Below are 15,647 nucleotides of genomic sequence, written 5' to 3' on the forward strand. Positions count from 1 at the left end.
ACAACATGGCGCCATGCCAACCCCGATGGAGTCTGCGATGAGCAAGAGCAAGTGGTTCGTCTTCAGCGCGCTGGCGCTGGCAGGCATGCTCGGCGCCGGTGCGGCACGTGCCGGCCACGGGGCCGACGTGCAGTGGTCGGTGACGATCGGCACGCCGGTCTACACCCGGCCGGCGCCGGTGGTCGTGCAGCCCTATCCCGTTTACCGCGTCGCCGCCCCCTTCTACCATGGGCCGTATCACGGGCCTTATCACGGGCCGTACCGCGATCACCGCTTCTACCGCGAGCCGACGCGCTGGGACCATGACGGCGACGGGATCCCGAATCGCCACGACCGCGTGTACAACCCACGCTGGGACGTCGATGGCGACGGCATCCCCAACCGGCGCGACCGGGATCGCGACGGCGACGGCATCCCGAACTGGCACGATCGCCACGACGGCCGCGACTGGCGTCGCTGAGGCCGGGCACCGGTGCGCCCCATGCAGGACGCGTCTGCCGGGCCGACGGCCAGCTTCGGTCTGACGCTCGTGAACGCGCTGCGCCGCGCGTGGCGACGCGCCCGGGCTGCGGGCGCCGTCGAGCCGACGACGCTGCTTTTCCTCGACATCGAGGACGCCGTGGGCGGCGCAAGAATGGGCTGGGGACCGGAGATCGCCGACCTGCACCGGCGCCTGGCGCGTCTGGCGGCGTCGATCGACCGGAGCACCTGCCACGGCGTGCAGCGCAGGGGCACGGTCTTCCGGATGACGTTCGAGACCCGGCGACCGGGGGCGCTGCAGGCCGCGCTCGTGCGCGCGATCGAAACCGAGGCCGCGGCCCCGTTCGTTGAGATCCATGCGCGCAGCGCGGGAGATGCCTCCGCCAGCTTGCTGGCATGGCCGTGATCCGGGTGCGTCGGCGTCTTGCCCGAGCCGTCGGCCACGAGCACGTCGAGCCGCCAGGGACCGATCGGGTCCGCGGGGGGCAGAATCGCCGCGACGATGAAGCTCCCTTCCCGCTCACAACGGTGGTGGCGCCGCGGGCTGCTGCTGCTGGCAATGATCGCCGCGCTGGCCGCCGCGGTGTCGTGGTTCGGCCGCAGCAAGCCGGTCGCGGTGGTGGTGGCCGAGGTCACGCGTGGCAGGGTCGAATCGACCGTCGCCAATACACGCGCCGGCAGCATCGAGGCCTGCCAGCGCACCAGGCTGTCGACCATCAGCGGCGGCCGCATCGAGCTGCTGGCGGTCAAGGAGGGTGACCGCGTCAAGAAGGGCCAACTGCTGATGAAGCTGTGGAACGACGACCAGCAGGCGCAGCAGGCGCTGGCGCAGGCGCAGCTCGAGACCACGCGCCGCCGCGTGGCCGAGGCCTGCACCATGGCCGACGCGGCCGAACGCGAGGCACGGCGCCAGACCACGCTGCGCGAGCAGGGTTTCGTATCGAGCGCGCGTGAGGACGCCGCGCGCAGCGAGGCCGATGCACGCCGCGGCAGCTGTGCCGCCGCGCAGGCCGACGTGCGGCAGGCCCAGGCGCGGGTGGAGGTCACCCGCGTCGAGCAAAGCCGCACGCTGCTGCGGGCGCCGTTTGCCGGCACGGTGGCCAAGATCGTCGGCGAGGTTGGCGAGTACTCCACGCCCTCGCCGCCCGGCGTGCCGACGCCGCCGGCGATCGACCTGATCGACGACACCTGCCTGTACGTCAAGGCGCCACTGGACGAGGTGGACGCGCCGCGCATCCGGCCCGGCCAGGTGGTGCGCATCTCGATCGACGCGCTGCCGCGGCAGAGCTTTCCGGGCCGCGTCAAGCGCATCGCCCCCTTCGTCTCGGCGATCGAGAAGCAGGCGCGCACCGTCGACATCGACGTGAGCTTCGACCAGCGCGAAGCGATCGGTGCGCTCTTGGTGGGCTACAGCGCCGATGTCGAGGTGGTGCTCGAGGTGCGCGAGCAGGTGCTGCGCGTGCCCGCGGCCGCGTTGGGCGAAGGCAACCGTGCGCTGGTGGTCGAGGGCGACCGGCTGGTCGAGCGCCGGCTGAAGACGGGCCTGGCCAACTGGGAGCATGCCGAGGTGCTGGAAGGCCTGGCCGCTGGCGAGCGGGTGGTCACCTCGCTCGAACGCGAAGGCGTCAAGCCCGGCGCGCGCGTGACCGTCGAGGCCGCGCCGGCCAGGGCACGCTGAAGCCGCGCCGAACACGATGGCCCAGGTCGAGCTCGAAGGCATCGCGCGGGTCTTCCACCTCGGCGGCAGCCCGGTGCATGCGCTGCGCGCGCTCGACCTGCGCATCGGCGCCGGCGAGTACGTCGCGGTGATGGGGCCTTCGGGCTCGGGCAAGTCGACGCTGCTCAACGTGCTCGGCCTGCTCGACAGCCCCGACGCCGGCCGCTACCGGCTCGAAGACCGCGATGTGACCACGCTGACGCCCGACGAGCAGGCGCAGGTGCGCAGCCGCCGCATCGGCTTCGTCTTCCAGAGCTTCCACCTGGTGCCGCGGCTGAGCGCCGCCGAGAACATCGCGCTGCCGATGGTGCTGGCCGGCACGCCGGCGCGTGAACGCGCTGCCCGTGTGGCGCAGGCGCTGCAGGACTACGGCCTCGCCGACCGCGCAGCGCACAAGCCCAGCGAGTTGTCGGGCGGCCAGCGCCAGCGCGTGGCGATCGCCCGCGCGACGATCATGCAGCCGGCGCTGATCCTGGCCGACGAGCCCACCGGCAACCTCGACCGCGCCACCGGCGACGAAGTGATGCGCCTGCTCGAAGGGCTCAACGCACGCGGCGTGACCTTGATCGTCGTCACGCACGACGCGCAGATGGGCGCGCGTGCCAGGCGCCGGCTGGCCATGGAAGACGGCGCGATCCGGCACGACAGCGCGGCCGCGGCCGTGGCCAGCACATGAAGCGCGTCGCGCAGGCAGTCACGTGAGCGCGGCGCCTCGATGAAAGCGCGCGACATCCTCGCCTTCGCCGGCAGCGCCGCCGGCGGCAGCCCGCTGCGCACCGCGCTGATGATGGTGGCGATGGCCATCGGCGTCGCCGCCGTGGTGGTGCTCACCGCGCTCGGCGACGGTGCGCGGCGCTACGTGGTCGACCAGTTCTCCTCGATCGGCAGCAACCTGGTGATCGTGCTGCCCGGCCGCTCGCAGACCGGCGGCTTGAGCCCGGCCAGCGCGATCACCAGCACCACGCGCGACCTGACGATCGCCGACGCCCGCGCGCTGGAGCGTGCCGGCGCGGTGCGCCGACTGGCGCCGATCATCGTCGGCCTGTCGGAGGCCAGCACCACCGGCCGGCTGCGCGAGACCGCGGTGCTGGGCACCACCAGCGAGTTCACCGCGGTGCGCCGGCTGCCGCTGGCGCAGGGCCGCTTCCTGCCCGACGACGAATGGAGCCGCGGCTCCTCGGTGGTCGTGCTCGGCGCGGAACTCAAGCGCGAGCTGTTCGGCGCGCAGCCGGCACTGGGCCAGTGGATGCGCCTGGGCGAGCGCCGGCTGCGCGTGATCGGCGTGCTGGCCCCGGCCGGCCAGGGGCTGAACATGAACACCGACCAGCTGGCGATCGTGCCGGTGGTGCTGGCGCAGGCGATGTTCAACTCGAACACGCTGTTCCGCATCCTGGTCGAGGCGCGCAGCCGCGAGGCCATTCCCGCCGCCAAGGCCCAGGTGAGCGAGATCCTGAAGCAGCGCCACGACGGCGAGGAAGACGTCACCGTGATCACGCAGGACGCGGTGCTGGCCACCTTCGACCGCGTGCTGGCGGCGCTGACCGCCGGTGTCGCCGGCATCGCCGCGATCAGCCTGGCGGTGGCCGGCATCCTGGTGATGAACGTGATGCTGGTGTCGGTGACGCAGCGCAGCGCGGAGGTCGGCCTGCTGAAGGCGCTGGGCGCCAGCGCGCGCACCATCCGCGCCGCCTTCCTGACCGAGGCGGCGCTGCTGTCGGTGGCCGGCGCGGTGCTCGGCTACGGCGTCGGCCACTTCGGTGCCTTCGTGATCCGCCAGCTCTACCCGGCCTTCCCGGCCTGGCCGCCGACCTGGGCGGTGCTGGCGGCGCTGGCCACTGCGCTGCTCACCGGCCTCCTGTTCGGCGTGTTGCCGGCGCAGCGCGCCGCCGCGCTCGACCCCGTGGCCGCGCTGGGACGGCGTTAGCACGGCACACAGGCATGCGGCTGCAGGACGCGATCGGCATGTCGTGGCGCGCGCTCAGCGCGCACCGGCTGCGCAGTTTTCTCACGCTGCTGGGCATCGCGGTGGGCATCGCCGCGGTGATCCTGCTGACCTCCATCGGCGAGGGGCTGCACCGCTTCGTGCTGGCCGAGTTCACGCAGTTCGGCACCAACGTCATCGGCATCACGCCGGGCAGGACCACCACCGGCGGCGCCAACCCGGGCTTTCCGTCGTCGGTGCGGCCGCTGACGCTGGCCGACGCGCAGGCGCTGCGCCGCGTTCCGCAGGTGCTGCAGGTCGCGCCCGGCGTGACCGGCAATGCCGAGGTCGAAGGCAACGGCCGGCTGCGCCGCGTGATGGTCTACGGCACCACGCCGACATTGATCGAGGCCTTCAAGCTGAGCATCCGCAGCGGCCGGTTCCTGCCGCCCGATGATGCCGACAGCGCACGCAACTTTGTCGTGCTGGGCGCCAAGCTGCAGCGCGAGCTGTTCGGCGCGGACAGCCCGCTGGGCACGCGGCTGCGGGTGGGCAGCCTGCAGTTCCGCGTCATCGGCGTGCTGCAGCCGCGCGGCCAGTTCCTGGGCATCGACCTCGACGACGTGGCCTACATCCCGGCGGCGCGCGCGCTGGAACTGTTCAACCGCGACGGGCTGATGGAGATCAACCTGAGCTACGCCGAAGGCGCCAATGCGCACCAGGTGGCCGATGCCGCGAAGGCGGTGCTGGCGGCGCGCCACGGCCGCGAGGACTTCACGCTGGTGACGCAGGAAGACATGCTGCGCACGCTGTCGAACATCCTCGACGTGCTGACGATGGCGGTGGCCGCGCTGGGCAGCATCTCGCTGCTGGTCGGCGGCGTCGGCATCGTCACGATCATGACCATCGCTGTGGCCGAGCGCACCGCCGAGATCGGCCTGCTGGTGGCGCTGGGGGCGCGCCGCGCCACCGTGCTGCGCCTCTTCCTCGGCGAGGCAGTCGTGCTGTCCGCCGCCGGTGGGCTGCTCGGCCTGGCGATCGGCATCGCGCTGGCGCAGGCGCTGCGGCTGGCGGTGCCGGCGCTGCCGGTGCAGACGCCCTTGCTGTTCCTCGTGCTGGCCGAATGCGTGGCGCTGGTGATCGGACTGGCGGCGGGGGTGCTTCCGGCGCGGCGGGCAGCGCGGCTGGATCCGGTGGAGGCGTTGCGGGCGGAGTAGCGGCAGCCATGCCGTCTGAATTCTTCAGGACCTCGACGACCTGGGTGGTGGACTTCCGCTGCGAGGGCCGCCCGCGTCGCTGGTTCAAGGTCTTCGGCCCCGGAGTGGACGTGCGCGAGCGGATGGCCGCCGAACTGCGCCACCTGTATGGCGACCGGGCCGATTGATGGCGATCAACGAGCGCAGCGGTCCGCAGGTATCTGATCGCCAGTGCGCCGCTTGTTCCTACAGGAGAAGACACCATGACCAGCCGACACATCGTTCTCTGCCATCCGGTCCGCACTGCGATCGGCACCTATGGCGGCAGCCTCAAGGACGTGCCTGCCACCGACCTGGGTGCCGCGGCGATCCGCGAAACGCTGAAGCGGTCAGGCCTCGCGGCCGACAAGATCGAAACGCTGGTGATGGGCAACGTCATCCAGGCCGGTGGCAAGATGAACCCGGCCCGGCAGGCCGGCATCGCCGCGGGGCTGCCGATCGAGGTGCCGGCGCTGTCGGTGAACCGCGTGTGCGGCTCCGGTGCCCAGGGTGTCGTGAGCGCGGCACTCGAGATCTGGTCCGGCATGATCGACTGCGCCATCGCCGGCGGCATGGAGAACATGGACCGTGCGCCCTACCTGTTGCCGCAGGGCCGCTGGGGCGCCCGCATGGGCGATGTGACGATGTTCGACAGCATGCTCTACGACGGCCTGAACGACGCCTTCAGCGGCAAGCACTCCGGCTGGCACACGGAGGACCTGGTCCTGAAGAACGGCATCAGCCGCGAGGACCAGGACCGCTGGGCGCTGCGTTCGCAGCAGCGCTTCGCAGCGGCCCAGGCCGCAGGCAAGTTCGAGGCGGAGATCGTTGCCGTCGAGGTGCCGGGCCGCAAGGGTCCGACGCTGTTTGCCAAGGACGAACACAACCGACCGGAGACCACCGCCGAGTCGCTGGCCAAGCTCAAGCCCGCCTTCCGCAAGGAGGGCACCATCACCGCCGGCAATGCGCCGGGCCTGAACTCGGCCGGTGCGGCGATGGTCGTCACGCACGCCGCGTGGGCCGAGAAGCAGGGCCTCCTGCCGATGGCTCGCCTGGTCAGCTACGGCGTCGGCGCGGTTGAGCCCGGATTCTTCGGCCTGGGGCCGGTACCGGCCGTGCACCAGGCGCTGCAGCGCGCGGGCTGGTCGGCGGGTGACGTCGACCGGGTCGAGATCAACGAGGCCTTCGCGGCCATCGCGCTCGCCTGCCTGCGGGAGATCGGCTTCCCCGAAGACATCGTCAACGTCGATGGCGGTGCGATCGCCCACGGCCATCCGATCGGTGCGAGCGGTGCCGTGCTGGCCACCAAGCTGCTGCACGCCATCCAGCGCGGCGAGGCACAGCGGGGCATCGTCACCCTGTGCATCGGCGGCGGACAAGGCATCGCGCTGGCCATCGAACGGGTCTGAGCGAGCCGGCCGGGTCTACCGGGGCAGCTCCGACAAGCTGGCGGCTGAGGCGCCGAGTCAGCTGCAGCTTGATGACTTGATGACACCACCGCGCCGCGTTACGACCACCTCGAGACACAGCTCGACCTGGTGGGCAAGGCCGGTGAGCAGAACTACCTGCAATCGCAGATGGGCGGCGGCAGCTGACGACCCTTCGAGCACGCGCCGGGCGACCGTGCGCGAGTCCCCGATCGTCACGACGATCCTCACGCGCGGCCGCTGCGCGCGAAAGCGGGCGAGCACCGGCACGACGTTGTGGGGTCCGATGGCCCCGATCGCCCGCATCGCGCAATCCTGCCCGTTCCGCTAGCTTCTATTTGGGGCGTCCAGCGAAACGCCACGGGCGCCGCCTCATCAGCAGGAAACCATGCGAACCGCTGAGCACGCATCGACGCGCGCCAGCGGTGATGGGCATCAGGGACGACGGGCCCAGCGCTCGAAGGTCTGCAACGTGCCCCGGACTTGACAGAGTCCCTTGACCGCTCCTCTAGCGCGCCTCGCGCCTCGGCGCATCGCTTCGGACCACGAGCGGGCCGATTCGGCGCTCGGTGGCGACCGAGGACACCACTCCCTCGCCCGTTGTCGAGATCGCCAAAAGACAAACGGCGCCGAAGGCGCCGTTTGCTTTGCTGCTTCATGCCATAAGGTGTCAACGCCTCAAGCGTAACCACTCTCGACATTTGCCAGGTCACCGTCGCGATTCTTCTTGAGAATCAGCGACTCAACATCTAACGCTGGCGTCCCCTAGGGGATTCGAACCCCTGTTACAACCGTGAAAGGGTCGTGTCCTAGGCCTCTAGACGAAGGGGACTGTGATCCTTCATTCCCTTGAACAGCGCCACCGTGAATCTTGGTGGAGGTAAGCGGGATCGAACCGCTGACCTCTTGCATGCCATGCAAGCGCTCTCCCAGCTGAGCTATACCCCCGAGGGTTTCGCGAAAAGCACTGTTCAAGCGAGTCCGCGACTATAGCACAGGACTTTTCGCGTGCAAGGCACGCAGCCCGCATTCCGGGTCACGCAGCCAGGCGCGCGAGCACGGTTTCACGGTCGAACAGCGCGAGCACCGCATCGATCGACGGCGTCTGCGCGCGGCCGCAGACGAGCAGGCGCACCGGGATCGCGAGCTGCGGCATCTTGAGCTTGTGCTCGCCGATCGTGTCCTTGATCGCCTGGCTGATCGCGGCCTTGTCCCAGGCCACGGTCGCCAGGCGCTCGCGCAGCGCAGCGAGCGCAGTGCGCACGGTATCGGTCGTCTGTGCAGCCAGTTCGTCGGCCGGTGGCGTCACCGGCGCTTCGTACATCGCGAGCCAGTCGGCCAGCTCCACCGTCGTGCTGCAGCGGTCCTTGAACAGCGCGCAGCGCGCGGCCAGGCGTTCGTCGGCGGCGACGGTGAGGCCGCGCCGCGCGAACTGCTGCGCGACCAGCGTCGCGAGCCGCGCATCGTCGGCCTGCTTCAGGTACTGCGCGTTGACCCACGCCAGCTTCGCCGGGTCCCACTGCGCCGGGCTCTTCGCGAGATGCGTGCCATCGAACCACTGCACGACCTGCTCACGCGTGAAGAGCTCGTGGTCGCCATGGCTCCAGCCCAGTCGCGCCAGGTAGTTCAGCATCGCCTCAGGCAGGTAGCCGCCCTCCTCGTACGCGGTGACGCTGACCGCGCCACGGCGCTTCGACAGCTTCAGGCCGTCGTCGCCGAGGATGATCGGGCAGTGGCCGAAGCGCGGCAGCGGTGCCTTCAGCGCTTCGAAGATGTTGATCTGCCACGGCGTGTTGTTGATGTGCTCGTCGCCGCGGAAGACATGCGTGATCGCCATGTCCCAGTCGTCGACGACGACCGCGAAGTTGTAGGTCGGCACCCCGTCCGGCCTCAGGATGATCAGGTCGTCGATTTCCTCGTTGGCGATCGAGATCGGGCCCTTGACGAGGTCGTCCCAGGTGACGACGCCGTCGACGGGATTCGCGAAACGCACCACCGGCTTCACGTCAGCCGGCACCGGCGGCAGCACCTTGCCGGGCGCCGGGCGCCAGGTGCCGTCGTAGCGGCGCTTCTCGCCGCGCGCTTCCTGGCCGGCCTTCATCGCATCGAGCTCTTCGGGCGTGCAGTAGCAGCGGTAGGCGGTGCCGGCGGCGATCATCTGCTCGATCACCGCGAGGTAGCGATCGAGGCGCTGCATCTGGTAGATCGGGCCTTCGTCGTAGTCGAGGCCCAGCCAGCGCATGGCCGCGAGGATCTGGTCGACCGAGTCCTGCGTCGAGCGCGCGACGTCGGTGTCCTCGATGCGCAGCACGAACTCGCCGCCGAAGTGGCGCGCGAAGGCCCACGAGTACAACGCGGTGCGCGCGGTGCCCAGGTGCAGGAAGCCCGTCGGCGACGGGGCGATGCGGGTGCGGATCTTGGATGGAGTGCTCATCGGGGAAGTCAGATCGTGGCGAGGCCGCGGGCAAGGTCGTTCTTCAGGTCCTCGACGTCGTCGAGGCCGACGGCCACGCGGATCAGGCCCTGCGTGATGCCGGCGGCCAGGCGCTGCGCCTCCGTCAGCCGGCCGTGCGACGTGCTCGCGGGATGCGTGATGGTGGTCTTGGTATCGCCGAGGTTGGCGGTGATCGAGCAGATGCGGGTGTGGTCGATCAGCGCGAAGGCATTGCGGCGGCCGGCCTCGGCGCCCTCGCCGCGCACGATGAAGGACACCACGGCGCCACCCGAGCCGCCCTGCTGGCGCATCGCCAGCGCGTGCTGCGGATGGGATTCCAGCCCCGGGTAGTAGACCCGCTCGACCTGCGGCTGCGCCTGCAGCCACTGCGCCAGCTGCAGCGCCCGCGCGCTCTGCTCGCGCATGCGGATCGACAGCGTCTCCAGCCCCTTCAACACGACCCACGCATTGAAGGGCGACAGGCTCATGCCGGCCGAGCGCATCACCGGCACGAACTTCGACTCGATCGCGTCAGCCGGCCCGCAGATCGCGCCGGCGATCACGCGGCCCTGGCCATCGAGGTACTTGGTGCCCGAGTGGATGATGAAGTCGGCGCCGTACTCGGCGGGCCGCTGCAGCGCCGGCGAGCAGAAGCAGTTGTCTACCGCCAGCACCGCGCCCGCGCCATGCGCGATCTCGGCCAGCGCGGCGATGTCGCAGACCTCGGTCAGCGGGTTGCTCGGCGTCTCGGCGAAGAGCAGCTTCGTGGTCGGCTTCAGGGCCGCCTGCCACTCGGCGACGTCGGTCTGCGAGACGAACGTGGTGTCGACGCCGAACTTGCCGAACTCGCCCTGCAGCAGCTTGATCGTCGAGCCGAACACGCTGCGCGAGCAGATCACGTGGTCGCCGGCCTTCAACAGGCCCATCACCAGCAGCATGATGGCCGCCATGCCGCTGGACGTCGCGATGCAGCCGCTGGTGCCTTCGAGCGCCGCGAGCCGGCGCTCCATCATCGTCACCGTCGGGTTCGAGAAGCGGCTGTAGACGAAGGCCTCCTCCTCGTTCGCGAAGCGGGCCGCGGCGGTGGCGGCGTCGGGATGCACGAAGCTCGAGGTCAGGTACAGCGCCTCGGAGTTCTCGCCCCACGGCGACGGCGGCAGGCCTTCGCGCACGGCCAGCGTATCGAGCCGTGCGTCGGGCGGCAGCGCAACGCGGGGAATGCCCTTCGGTGCCGTCGAATCGCTCATTGTTCGACCCGGCTCTGCAGAGTCAGCCGCGTGCGCGCGTCGCCGTCCTCGTCGTCCTTGCGCGCTTCGGTGCGCTGCTGCTCGATGGCCTCGAAGTCCGCCACGCTGACGTCGCCGGTGATGTAGGTGCCGTCGAAACACGAGGCCTCGAAGCCGGCGAGCGACGGGTTCAGCTGCTTGACGACGCGCTTCATCGCGTCGACGTCCTGGTAGATCAGCGCATCGGCGCCGATGTATTCGCGGATCTGCTCGACGCTGCGGTTGTGCGCGATCAGTTCCTCGCGCGTCGGCATGTCGATGCCGTAGACGTTGGGATAACGCACCGGCGGCGCGGCCGAGGCCATGAAGACCTTGCGCGCGCCGGCCTCGCGGGCCATCTGCACGATCTCCTTGCTGGTGGTGCCGCGCACGATGGAATCGTCGACCAGCAGCACGTTGCGGCCCTTGAACTCCTGCGCGATGGCGTTGAGCTTCTGGCGCACGCTCTTCTTGCGCACGCCCTGCCCCGGCATGATGAAGGTGCGGCCGACGTAGCGGTTCTTCACGAAGCCCTCGCGGTAGGGCTTGCCGATCTTCTGCGCCAGCTGCATCGCGGACGGGCGGCTCGACTCGGGGATCGGGATAACGACGTCGATCTCGGTCGGCGGCATCGTCGAGATCACGCGCTGCGCCAGCGTCTCGCCGAGGTTCAACCGCGCCTGGTAGACCGAGATGCCGTCGATCACCGAATCCGGCCGGGCGAGGTAGACGAACTCGAACATGCACGGGTTCAGCGACGGCTTCTCGGCGCATTGCTCGGCGTGGATGCGGCCGTCGAGGTCGATGAACACCGCCTCGCCGGGCGCGACGTCGCGCAGCACCTGGTGGCCGGTGCCTTCGAGCGCGACCGTCTCGCTGGCGACCATCACTTCGTGGCCGTCGGGCGTGTCGGATTCGCCGATCACCAGCGGACGGATGCCGTAGGGATCGCGGAACGCCAGCAGTCCATAACCCGCGATCAGAGCGACCACGGCATAAGAGCCGCGGATGCGCTTGTGCACCTCGCGCACCGCGCGGAACACCAGCTGCGGCGTCAGCGGCACGTCGCGGCCGGCACGCTCGAACTCGTGCGCCAGCACGTTGATCAGCACCTCGGTGTCGCTGCCGGTATTGATGTGGCGGCGGTCGATGTCGAACAGCTCCTGCTTCAGCGCATGCGCGTTGGTCAGGTTGCCGTTGTGCACCAGCACGATGCCGTAGGGCGCGTTGACGTAGAAGGGCTGCGCCTCTTCCTCGTTGAACGCGTTGCCGGCGGTGGGGTAGCGCACCTGGCCGAGGCCGACGGTGCCCGGCAGCGCGCGCATGTTGCGCGTGCGGAAGACGTCCTTGACCATGCCGCGCGCCTTGTGCATGAAGCACTGCGTGCCCTGCATCGTGACGATGCCGGCGGCGTCCTGGCCGCGGTGCTGCAGCAGCAGCAGCGCGTCGTAAATCAGCTGGTTGACGGGCGTCTTCGAGATGACGCCGACGATGCCGCACATGGGGAGGTCCTTGGCAAAGCGAATGAGACGGTCAGGCGGGCAGGTGGCGCGCGATCTCGTGCGGCAGCACCGGCTTCAGGCCCTTGAGCAGGCTGCCGAGCCAGGCGGCGCCCTTCGATTCGGTCCATGCGGCCGAGCGCGCGGCCGGCGTGAAGGTGACCAGCGTCGCGACGACCAGCAGCAGCACCAGGCCGCGCAGCAGGCCGAACGCGCCGCCGAGCGCGCGGTCGGGGATCGTCAGCGGCGTCGCATGGATGATCAGGCGCACCAGGCGCGCGACCAGGGACCAGGCCAGCAGCGCCAGCAGGAACGTGATGGCGAACGCGACGCCCTGGTGCAGCGCGCTGCCGGGCGCGCCGATCGGGATGTACCGGCCCAGCGCCGGCGAGAAGGCCTGCGCGACGATGTAGGCGACCACCCAGCCGGCGAGCGACATCAGCTCGAACACCAAGCCGCGCCACAGGCCGATCAGCACCGACAGCAGCAGCACCGCCAGCAGGGTCCAGTCGACCCAGCCGAGCGCGGGCAGCATCACGGTGTCGGCCATCGTTGTCTACAGCGTGAGGATCGCCGCCGGCAGGCCGGCGGCCTTCAGGCGCGCGGCGGCCTTGTCGGCTTCGTCGCGGGTCGCGAACGGGCCGACGCGCACGCGGGTGCGCTTGGCGCCGTCGGCCTCGATCACCTGCGTATAGGTCTTCATGCCGAGCTTCTCGACCTTCAGACGCGCGTCGCGCAGCTTGTCGGCATCGGTGTAGGCACCGACCTGCACGACGAGGCGGCCGGCGGCGTCGGAAGCCGCCTTCGCGGCGGCGGCCTTGCCTTCGAGCAGCGCCTGCGCACGCTGGCCGTCGTCGGCCGGTCTGGCGGCCGGGGCGCTGGCGCGTGCCGGCGCGGGCGCCGGTGCCGAGGCAGCGCGCGCGACCGCGGCCGATGCGGGCTTCGAGGCCGCGACGGCCGGCGGCCTTGACGCGGCCGCCGGCGCCGAAGCAACAACGCGGGCCGTGACGTCGCGCCCCTGATCGGTCGCGCGTTCAGTGGTGACGTCCGCCGGCGCGGCCGACGCCGTCCGCGCCGCTGGCACTGGGGCCTCGACCAGCGCCGGCGGTGTCGCCGGCACCGGCGCCGCCCGCGTGACCGCCTGCGGCCGCTGCAGCGGCGGCGCGTTCTCCTTGCGGGGAATCTCGATCGGGATGTCGACGGGGATCGGCCGCGGCTGGGTCTCGAAGACCAGCGGGAAGCCGATGACGCCGATGCCCAGCAGCACCGTCGCGCCGATCAGCCGCTGGCGCGCCTTCGTGCGGGCCTGGGCCACGGCATCGGGGGACGCGGCGGCATCGCTCGCCGGGGTGCTTGCTTTGCGCTGGAAGAAGGACAACAGACCCATGCGAGCCAGGGTGGCCGCCGCGGTGCGGACTGAAGCCGTCAGCCCATGTGCCGGGCCGTCAGCCGGGGCAGGCCCTCCTTCAGCACACCGCCGACGGTGTAGAACGATCCGAAGACGACGATTCTATCCGTCGGGTCCGACGCGGCCGCGGCCTGCCGCAGCGCGTCCGAGGGGTTCGCATGGGTGCTGACCATCACGTTGCGTCCGGCCGGCTGCGCGGCGCGCACCGCGTCGGCCAGTTCCTGCGCCGTGGCCGCGCGCGGCAGTGGCAGGTCGGTGAGGTACCAGCGGTCGACGATCGGCGCGACGTGCTTCAGCAGGCTCGGAATGTCCTTGTCGCGCATCGCACCGAACACCGCGTGCGTGGTCGGGAAAAAGCCCATCTGGTCGAGGTTCAGCGCCAGCGCGGCGACCGACTGCGGGTTGTGCGCGACATCGAGCACCAGCGTCGGCTGCCCCGGGATGATCTGGAAGCGCCCGGCCAGCTCGACCAGCGCAAAGCCTTGGCGCACGGCCTGCGCAGTGATCGGCAGGCGCTCGCGCAGCGCCTCGAACGCGGCGAGCGCGCCGGAAGCGTTCAGCAGTTGGTTCGCGCCGCGCAGCGCCGGATAGGCCAGTGCATTCCAGCGCCGCCCGCGGCCGCTCCAGCTCCACTGCTGCTGGTCGCCCTGGAAGTTGAAGTCGCGGCCGATCAGCCAGAGGTCGGCGCCGAGCGCTTGCGCATGCGCGGCGATACTCGCCGGCGGCTGCGGGTCGCTGACGACCACCGGCTTGCCCGCACGCGCGATGCCGGCCTTCTCGCGGCCGATCGACTCGCGGTCGGGCCCGAGGAACTCGGTGTGGTCGAGCGCGATGCTGGTGATCACCGCGCAGTCGGCATCGATCGCATTGACCGCATCAAGCCGCCCGCCCATGCCGACCTCGAGGATGACGAAGTCCAGCTTCGACTCGGCCAGTGCGCGCATGATGGCCAGCGTCGTGAACTCGAAGTAGGTCAGCGTCAGGCCGAGCGCCAGGCGCGCGGCTTCCACCGCCTCGAAGTGCGGCAGCAGCGTCGCCGCGTCGCACATCGCGCCGTTGATGCGGCAACGCTCCTCGAAGTGCACGAGGTGAGGCTTGATGTACAGCCCGACGCGGTAGCCGGCCTGCAGCGCGATGCTTTCCAGCATCGCGCAGGTCGAGCCCTTGCCGTTGGTGCCGGCGACGCTGACCACCGGCGTGTCGCCGAACGACAGGCCGAGGTGGTCGCGCACCGCGATCACCCGGTCGAGCGTCATGTCGATGGTCTTCGGATGCAGGCGCTCGCAATGCGCGAGCCAGTCATCGAGAGTGGTGGGCGTGTGCATCAAGACAAACCGGGCCGCGAGGGCCCGGTCTTGAAGTTGCAGGAGCGTGCTCGTCAGGCCACGGCGTCGGCGCTCTGCCGCTGCAGCATCGCCAGCATCTGCGCGATGCGCGGGCGCAGCTGGCGGCGGTCGACGATCTGGTCGATCGCGCCCTTCTTCAGCAGGAACTCCGCGCGCTGGAAGCCTTCGGGCAGCTTCTCGCGCACGGTGTTCTCGATCACGCGCGGCCCGGCGAAGCCGACGAGTGCCTTCGGCTCGGCCAGCACCACGTCGCCGACGAACGCGAAGCTCGCCGAGACGCCGCCCATCGTCGGGTCGGTCAGCACGCTGATGTAGGGCAGCTTCGCCTTCGCCAGGCGTGTCAGCGCGGCGTTGGTCTTGGCCATCTGCAGCAGGCTGAACAGGCCCTCCTGCATGCGGGCGCCGCCGGTGGCGGTGAAGCAGACGAAGGGCACCTTCTGCTCGATCGCCGTCTCGACGCCGCGCACGAAGCGCTCGCCGACCACCGAGCCCATCGAGCCGCCCATGAAGTCGAACTCGAAGCAGGCGGCCACCAGCGGCACGCTCATCACCGCGCCGCCGAGCACGATCAGCGCATCGGTCTCGCCGGTGGATTCCAGCGCGTCCTTCAGCCGCTCGGGGTACTTGCGGCTGTCCTTGAACTTCAGCGGATCGACCGGCACCACTTCCTGGCCGATCTCGTAGCGGCCCTCGGCATCGAGAAACGCGTCCAGCCGTGCCCGCGCACCGATGCGGTGGTGGTGGTCGCACTTGGGGCAGACGTTGACGTTCTGCGCGAGGTCGGTGTTGTAGAGCACCGTCTCGCACGCCGGGCACTTGACCCACAGGCCTTCCGGCACCGAGCGGCGCTCGGTGGGGTCGGTCTGCTGGATCTTCGGCGGCAGCAGTTTCTCGAGCCAGCTCATCGTGTTCCTT

General features: G+C 70.3%; 16 protein-coding genes and 2 tRNA genes. 8 read left to right on the top strand and 10 right to left on the bottom strand.

The features are described from left to right. Nucleotides 1–37 precede the first annotated feature (37 nt). The 8 genes from P1K89_RS04385 (at nt 38) to P1K89_RS04420 (ending at nt 6,762) form a co-directional block, all read left to right on the top strand. Nucleotides 38–460 carry a hypothetical protein gene (locus P1K89_RS04385; RefSeq protein WP_284615145.1) on the top strand — a complete coding sequence of 141 codons (423 nt, stop codon included), beginning with the start codon at nt 38–40 and terminating at the stop codon, nt 458–460. Between the two features lie 21 nt (nt 461–481). Then, nucleotides 482–886, top strand: a complete 405-nt coding sequence (locus P1K89_RS04390) for a hypothetical protein (protein ID WP_284615146.1) — start codon at nt 482–484, stop codon at nt 884–886. Nucleotides 887–982: 96 nt separating this feature from the next. Next, complete coding sequence (locus P1K89_RS04395; protein ID WP_284615147.1) at nt 983–2,158, top strand: efflux RND transporter periplasmic adaptor subunit; 1,176 nt, start codon at nt 983–985, stop codon at nt 2,156–2,158. A 16-nt stretch (nt 2,159–2,174) separates the two neighbouring features. Further along, complete coding sequence (locus P1K89_RS04400) at nt 2,175–2,873, top strand: ABC transporter ATP-binding protein (RefSeq protein ID WP_284615148.1); 699 nt, start codon at nt 2,175–2,177, stop codon at nt 2,871–2,873. Nucleotides 2,874–2,912: 39 nt separating this feature from the next. After that, the gene (locus P1K89_RS04405) at nt 2,913–4,121 is read left to right on the top strand and encodes an ABC transporter permease (RefSeq protein WP_284615149.1); all 1,209 of its coding nucleotides are present in this window, start codon (nt 2,913–2,915) and stop codon (nt 4,119–4,121) included. A 14-nt stretch (nt 4,122–4,135) separates the two neighbouring features. Beyond that, nucleotides 4,136–5,335, top strand: a complete 1,200-nt coding sequence (locus tag P1K89_RS04410; protein WP_284615150.1) for an ABC transporter permease — start codon at nt 4,136–4,138, stop codon at nt 5,333–5,335. An 8-nt stretch (nt 5,336–5,343) separates the two neighbouring features. Next, a complete protein-coding gene (locus tag P1K89_RS04415; protein ID WP_284615151.1) occupies nt 5,344–5,502 on the top strand; it encodes a hypothetical protein in 159 nt (52 codons plus the stop codon). A 75-nt stretch (nt 5,503–5,577) separates the two neighbouring features. After that, a complete protein-coding gene (locus P1K89_RS04420) occupies nt 5,578–6,762 on the top strand; it encodes a thiolase family protein (RefSeq protein WP_284615152.1) in 1,185 nt (394 codons plus the stop codon). 57 nt (nt 6,763–6,819) lie between these two features. Here the strand turns inward: P1K89_RS04420 and P1K89_RS04425 are convergent, their stop codons facing one another. The 10 genes from P1K89_RS04425 to accD form a co-directional block, all read right to left on the bottom strand. Further along, nucleotides 6,820–7,086, bottom strand: coding sequence for a hypothetical protein (locus P1K89_RS04425; RefSeq protein WP_284615153.1), 267 nt, complete (start codon nt 7,084–7,086; stop codon nt 6,820–6,822). Between the two features lie 450 nt (nt 7,087–7,536). After that, nucleotides 7,537–7,612, bottom strand: a tRNA-Glu gene (locus P1K89_RS04430). Between the two features lie 40 nt (nt 7,613–7,652). Beyond that, nucleotides 7,653–7,728 (bottom strand) — tRNA-Ala (locus tag P1K89_RS04435). An 88-nt stretch (nt 7,729–7,816) separates the two neighbouring features. Then, complete coding sequence (gltX, locus tag P1K89_RS04440; RefSeq protein WP_284615154.1) at nt 7,817–9,214, bottom strand: glutamate--tRNA ligase; 1,398 nt, start codon at nt 9,212–9,214, stop codon at nt 7,817–7,819. 8 nt (nt 9,215–9,222) lie between these two features. Next, nucleotides 9,223–10,461, bottom strand: coding sequence for an O-succinylhomoserine sulfhydrylase (locus P1K89_RS04445; RefSeq protein ID WP_284615155.1), 1,239 nt, complete (start codon nt 10,459–10,461; stop codon nt 9,223–9,225). Beyond that, entirely contained in the window at nt 10,458–11,981 is a 1,524-nt protein-coding gene (gene purF / locus P1K89_RS04450) for an amidophosphoribosyltransferase (protein ID WP_284615156.1), read from the bottom strand. The genes P1K89_RS04445 and purF overlap by 4 nt, the downstream gene beginning before the upstream one ends. Before the next feature lie 31 nt (nt 11,982–12,012). After that, entirely contained in the window at nt 12,013–12,528 is a 516-nt protein-coding gene (locus tag P1K89_RS04455; RefSeq protein ID WP_284615157.1) for a CvpA family protein, read from the bottom strand. 6 nt (nt 12,529–12,534) lie between these two features. Continuing rightward, nucleotides 12,535–13,365: an SPOR domain-containing protein gene (locus P1K89_RS04460; protein WP_284615158.1), complete on the bottom strand. Its 831-nt coding sequence runs from the start codon at nt 13,363–13,365 to the stop codon at nt 12,535–12,537. Between the two features lie 38 nt (nt 13,366–13,403). Beyond that, nucleotides 13,404–14,711: a bifunctional tetrahydrofolate synthase/dihydrofolate synthase gene (gene folC, locus P1K89_RS04465; RefSeq protein WP_284615159.1), complete on the bottom strand. Its 1,308-nt coding sequence runs from the start codon at nt 14,709–14,711 to the stop codon at nt 13,404–13,406. Nucleotides 14,712–14,764: 53 nt separating this feature from the next. Next, nucleotides 14,765–15,637 (bottom strand): acetyl-CoA carboxylase, carboxyltransferase subunit beta, encoded by an 873-nt coding sequence (gene accD / locus P1K89_RS04470; protein WP_284615160.1) that lies wholly within the window; start codon nt 15,635–15,637, stop codon nt 14,765–14,767. Between the last annotated feature and the right edge of the window lie 10 nt (nt 15,638–15,647).

This window comes from Aquabacterium humicola (genome assembly GCF_030167915.1).
Taxonomy (GTDB): Bacteria; Pseudomonadota; Gammaproteobacteria; order Burkholderiales; family Burkholderiaceae_C; genus Pseudaquabacterium; species Pseudaquabacterium humicola.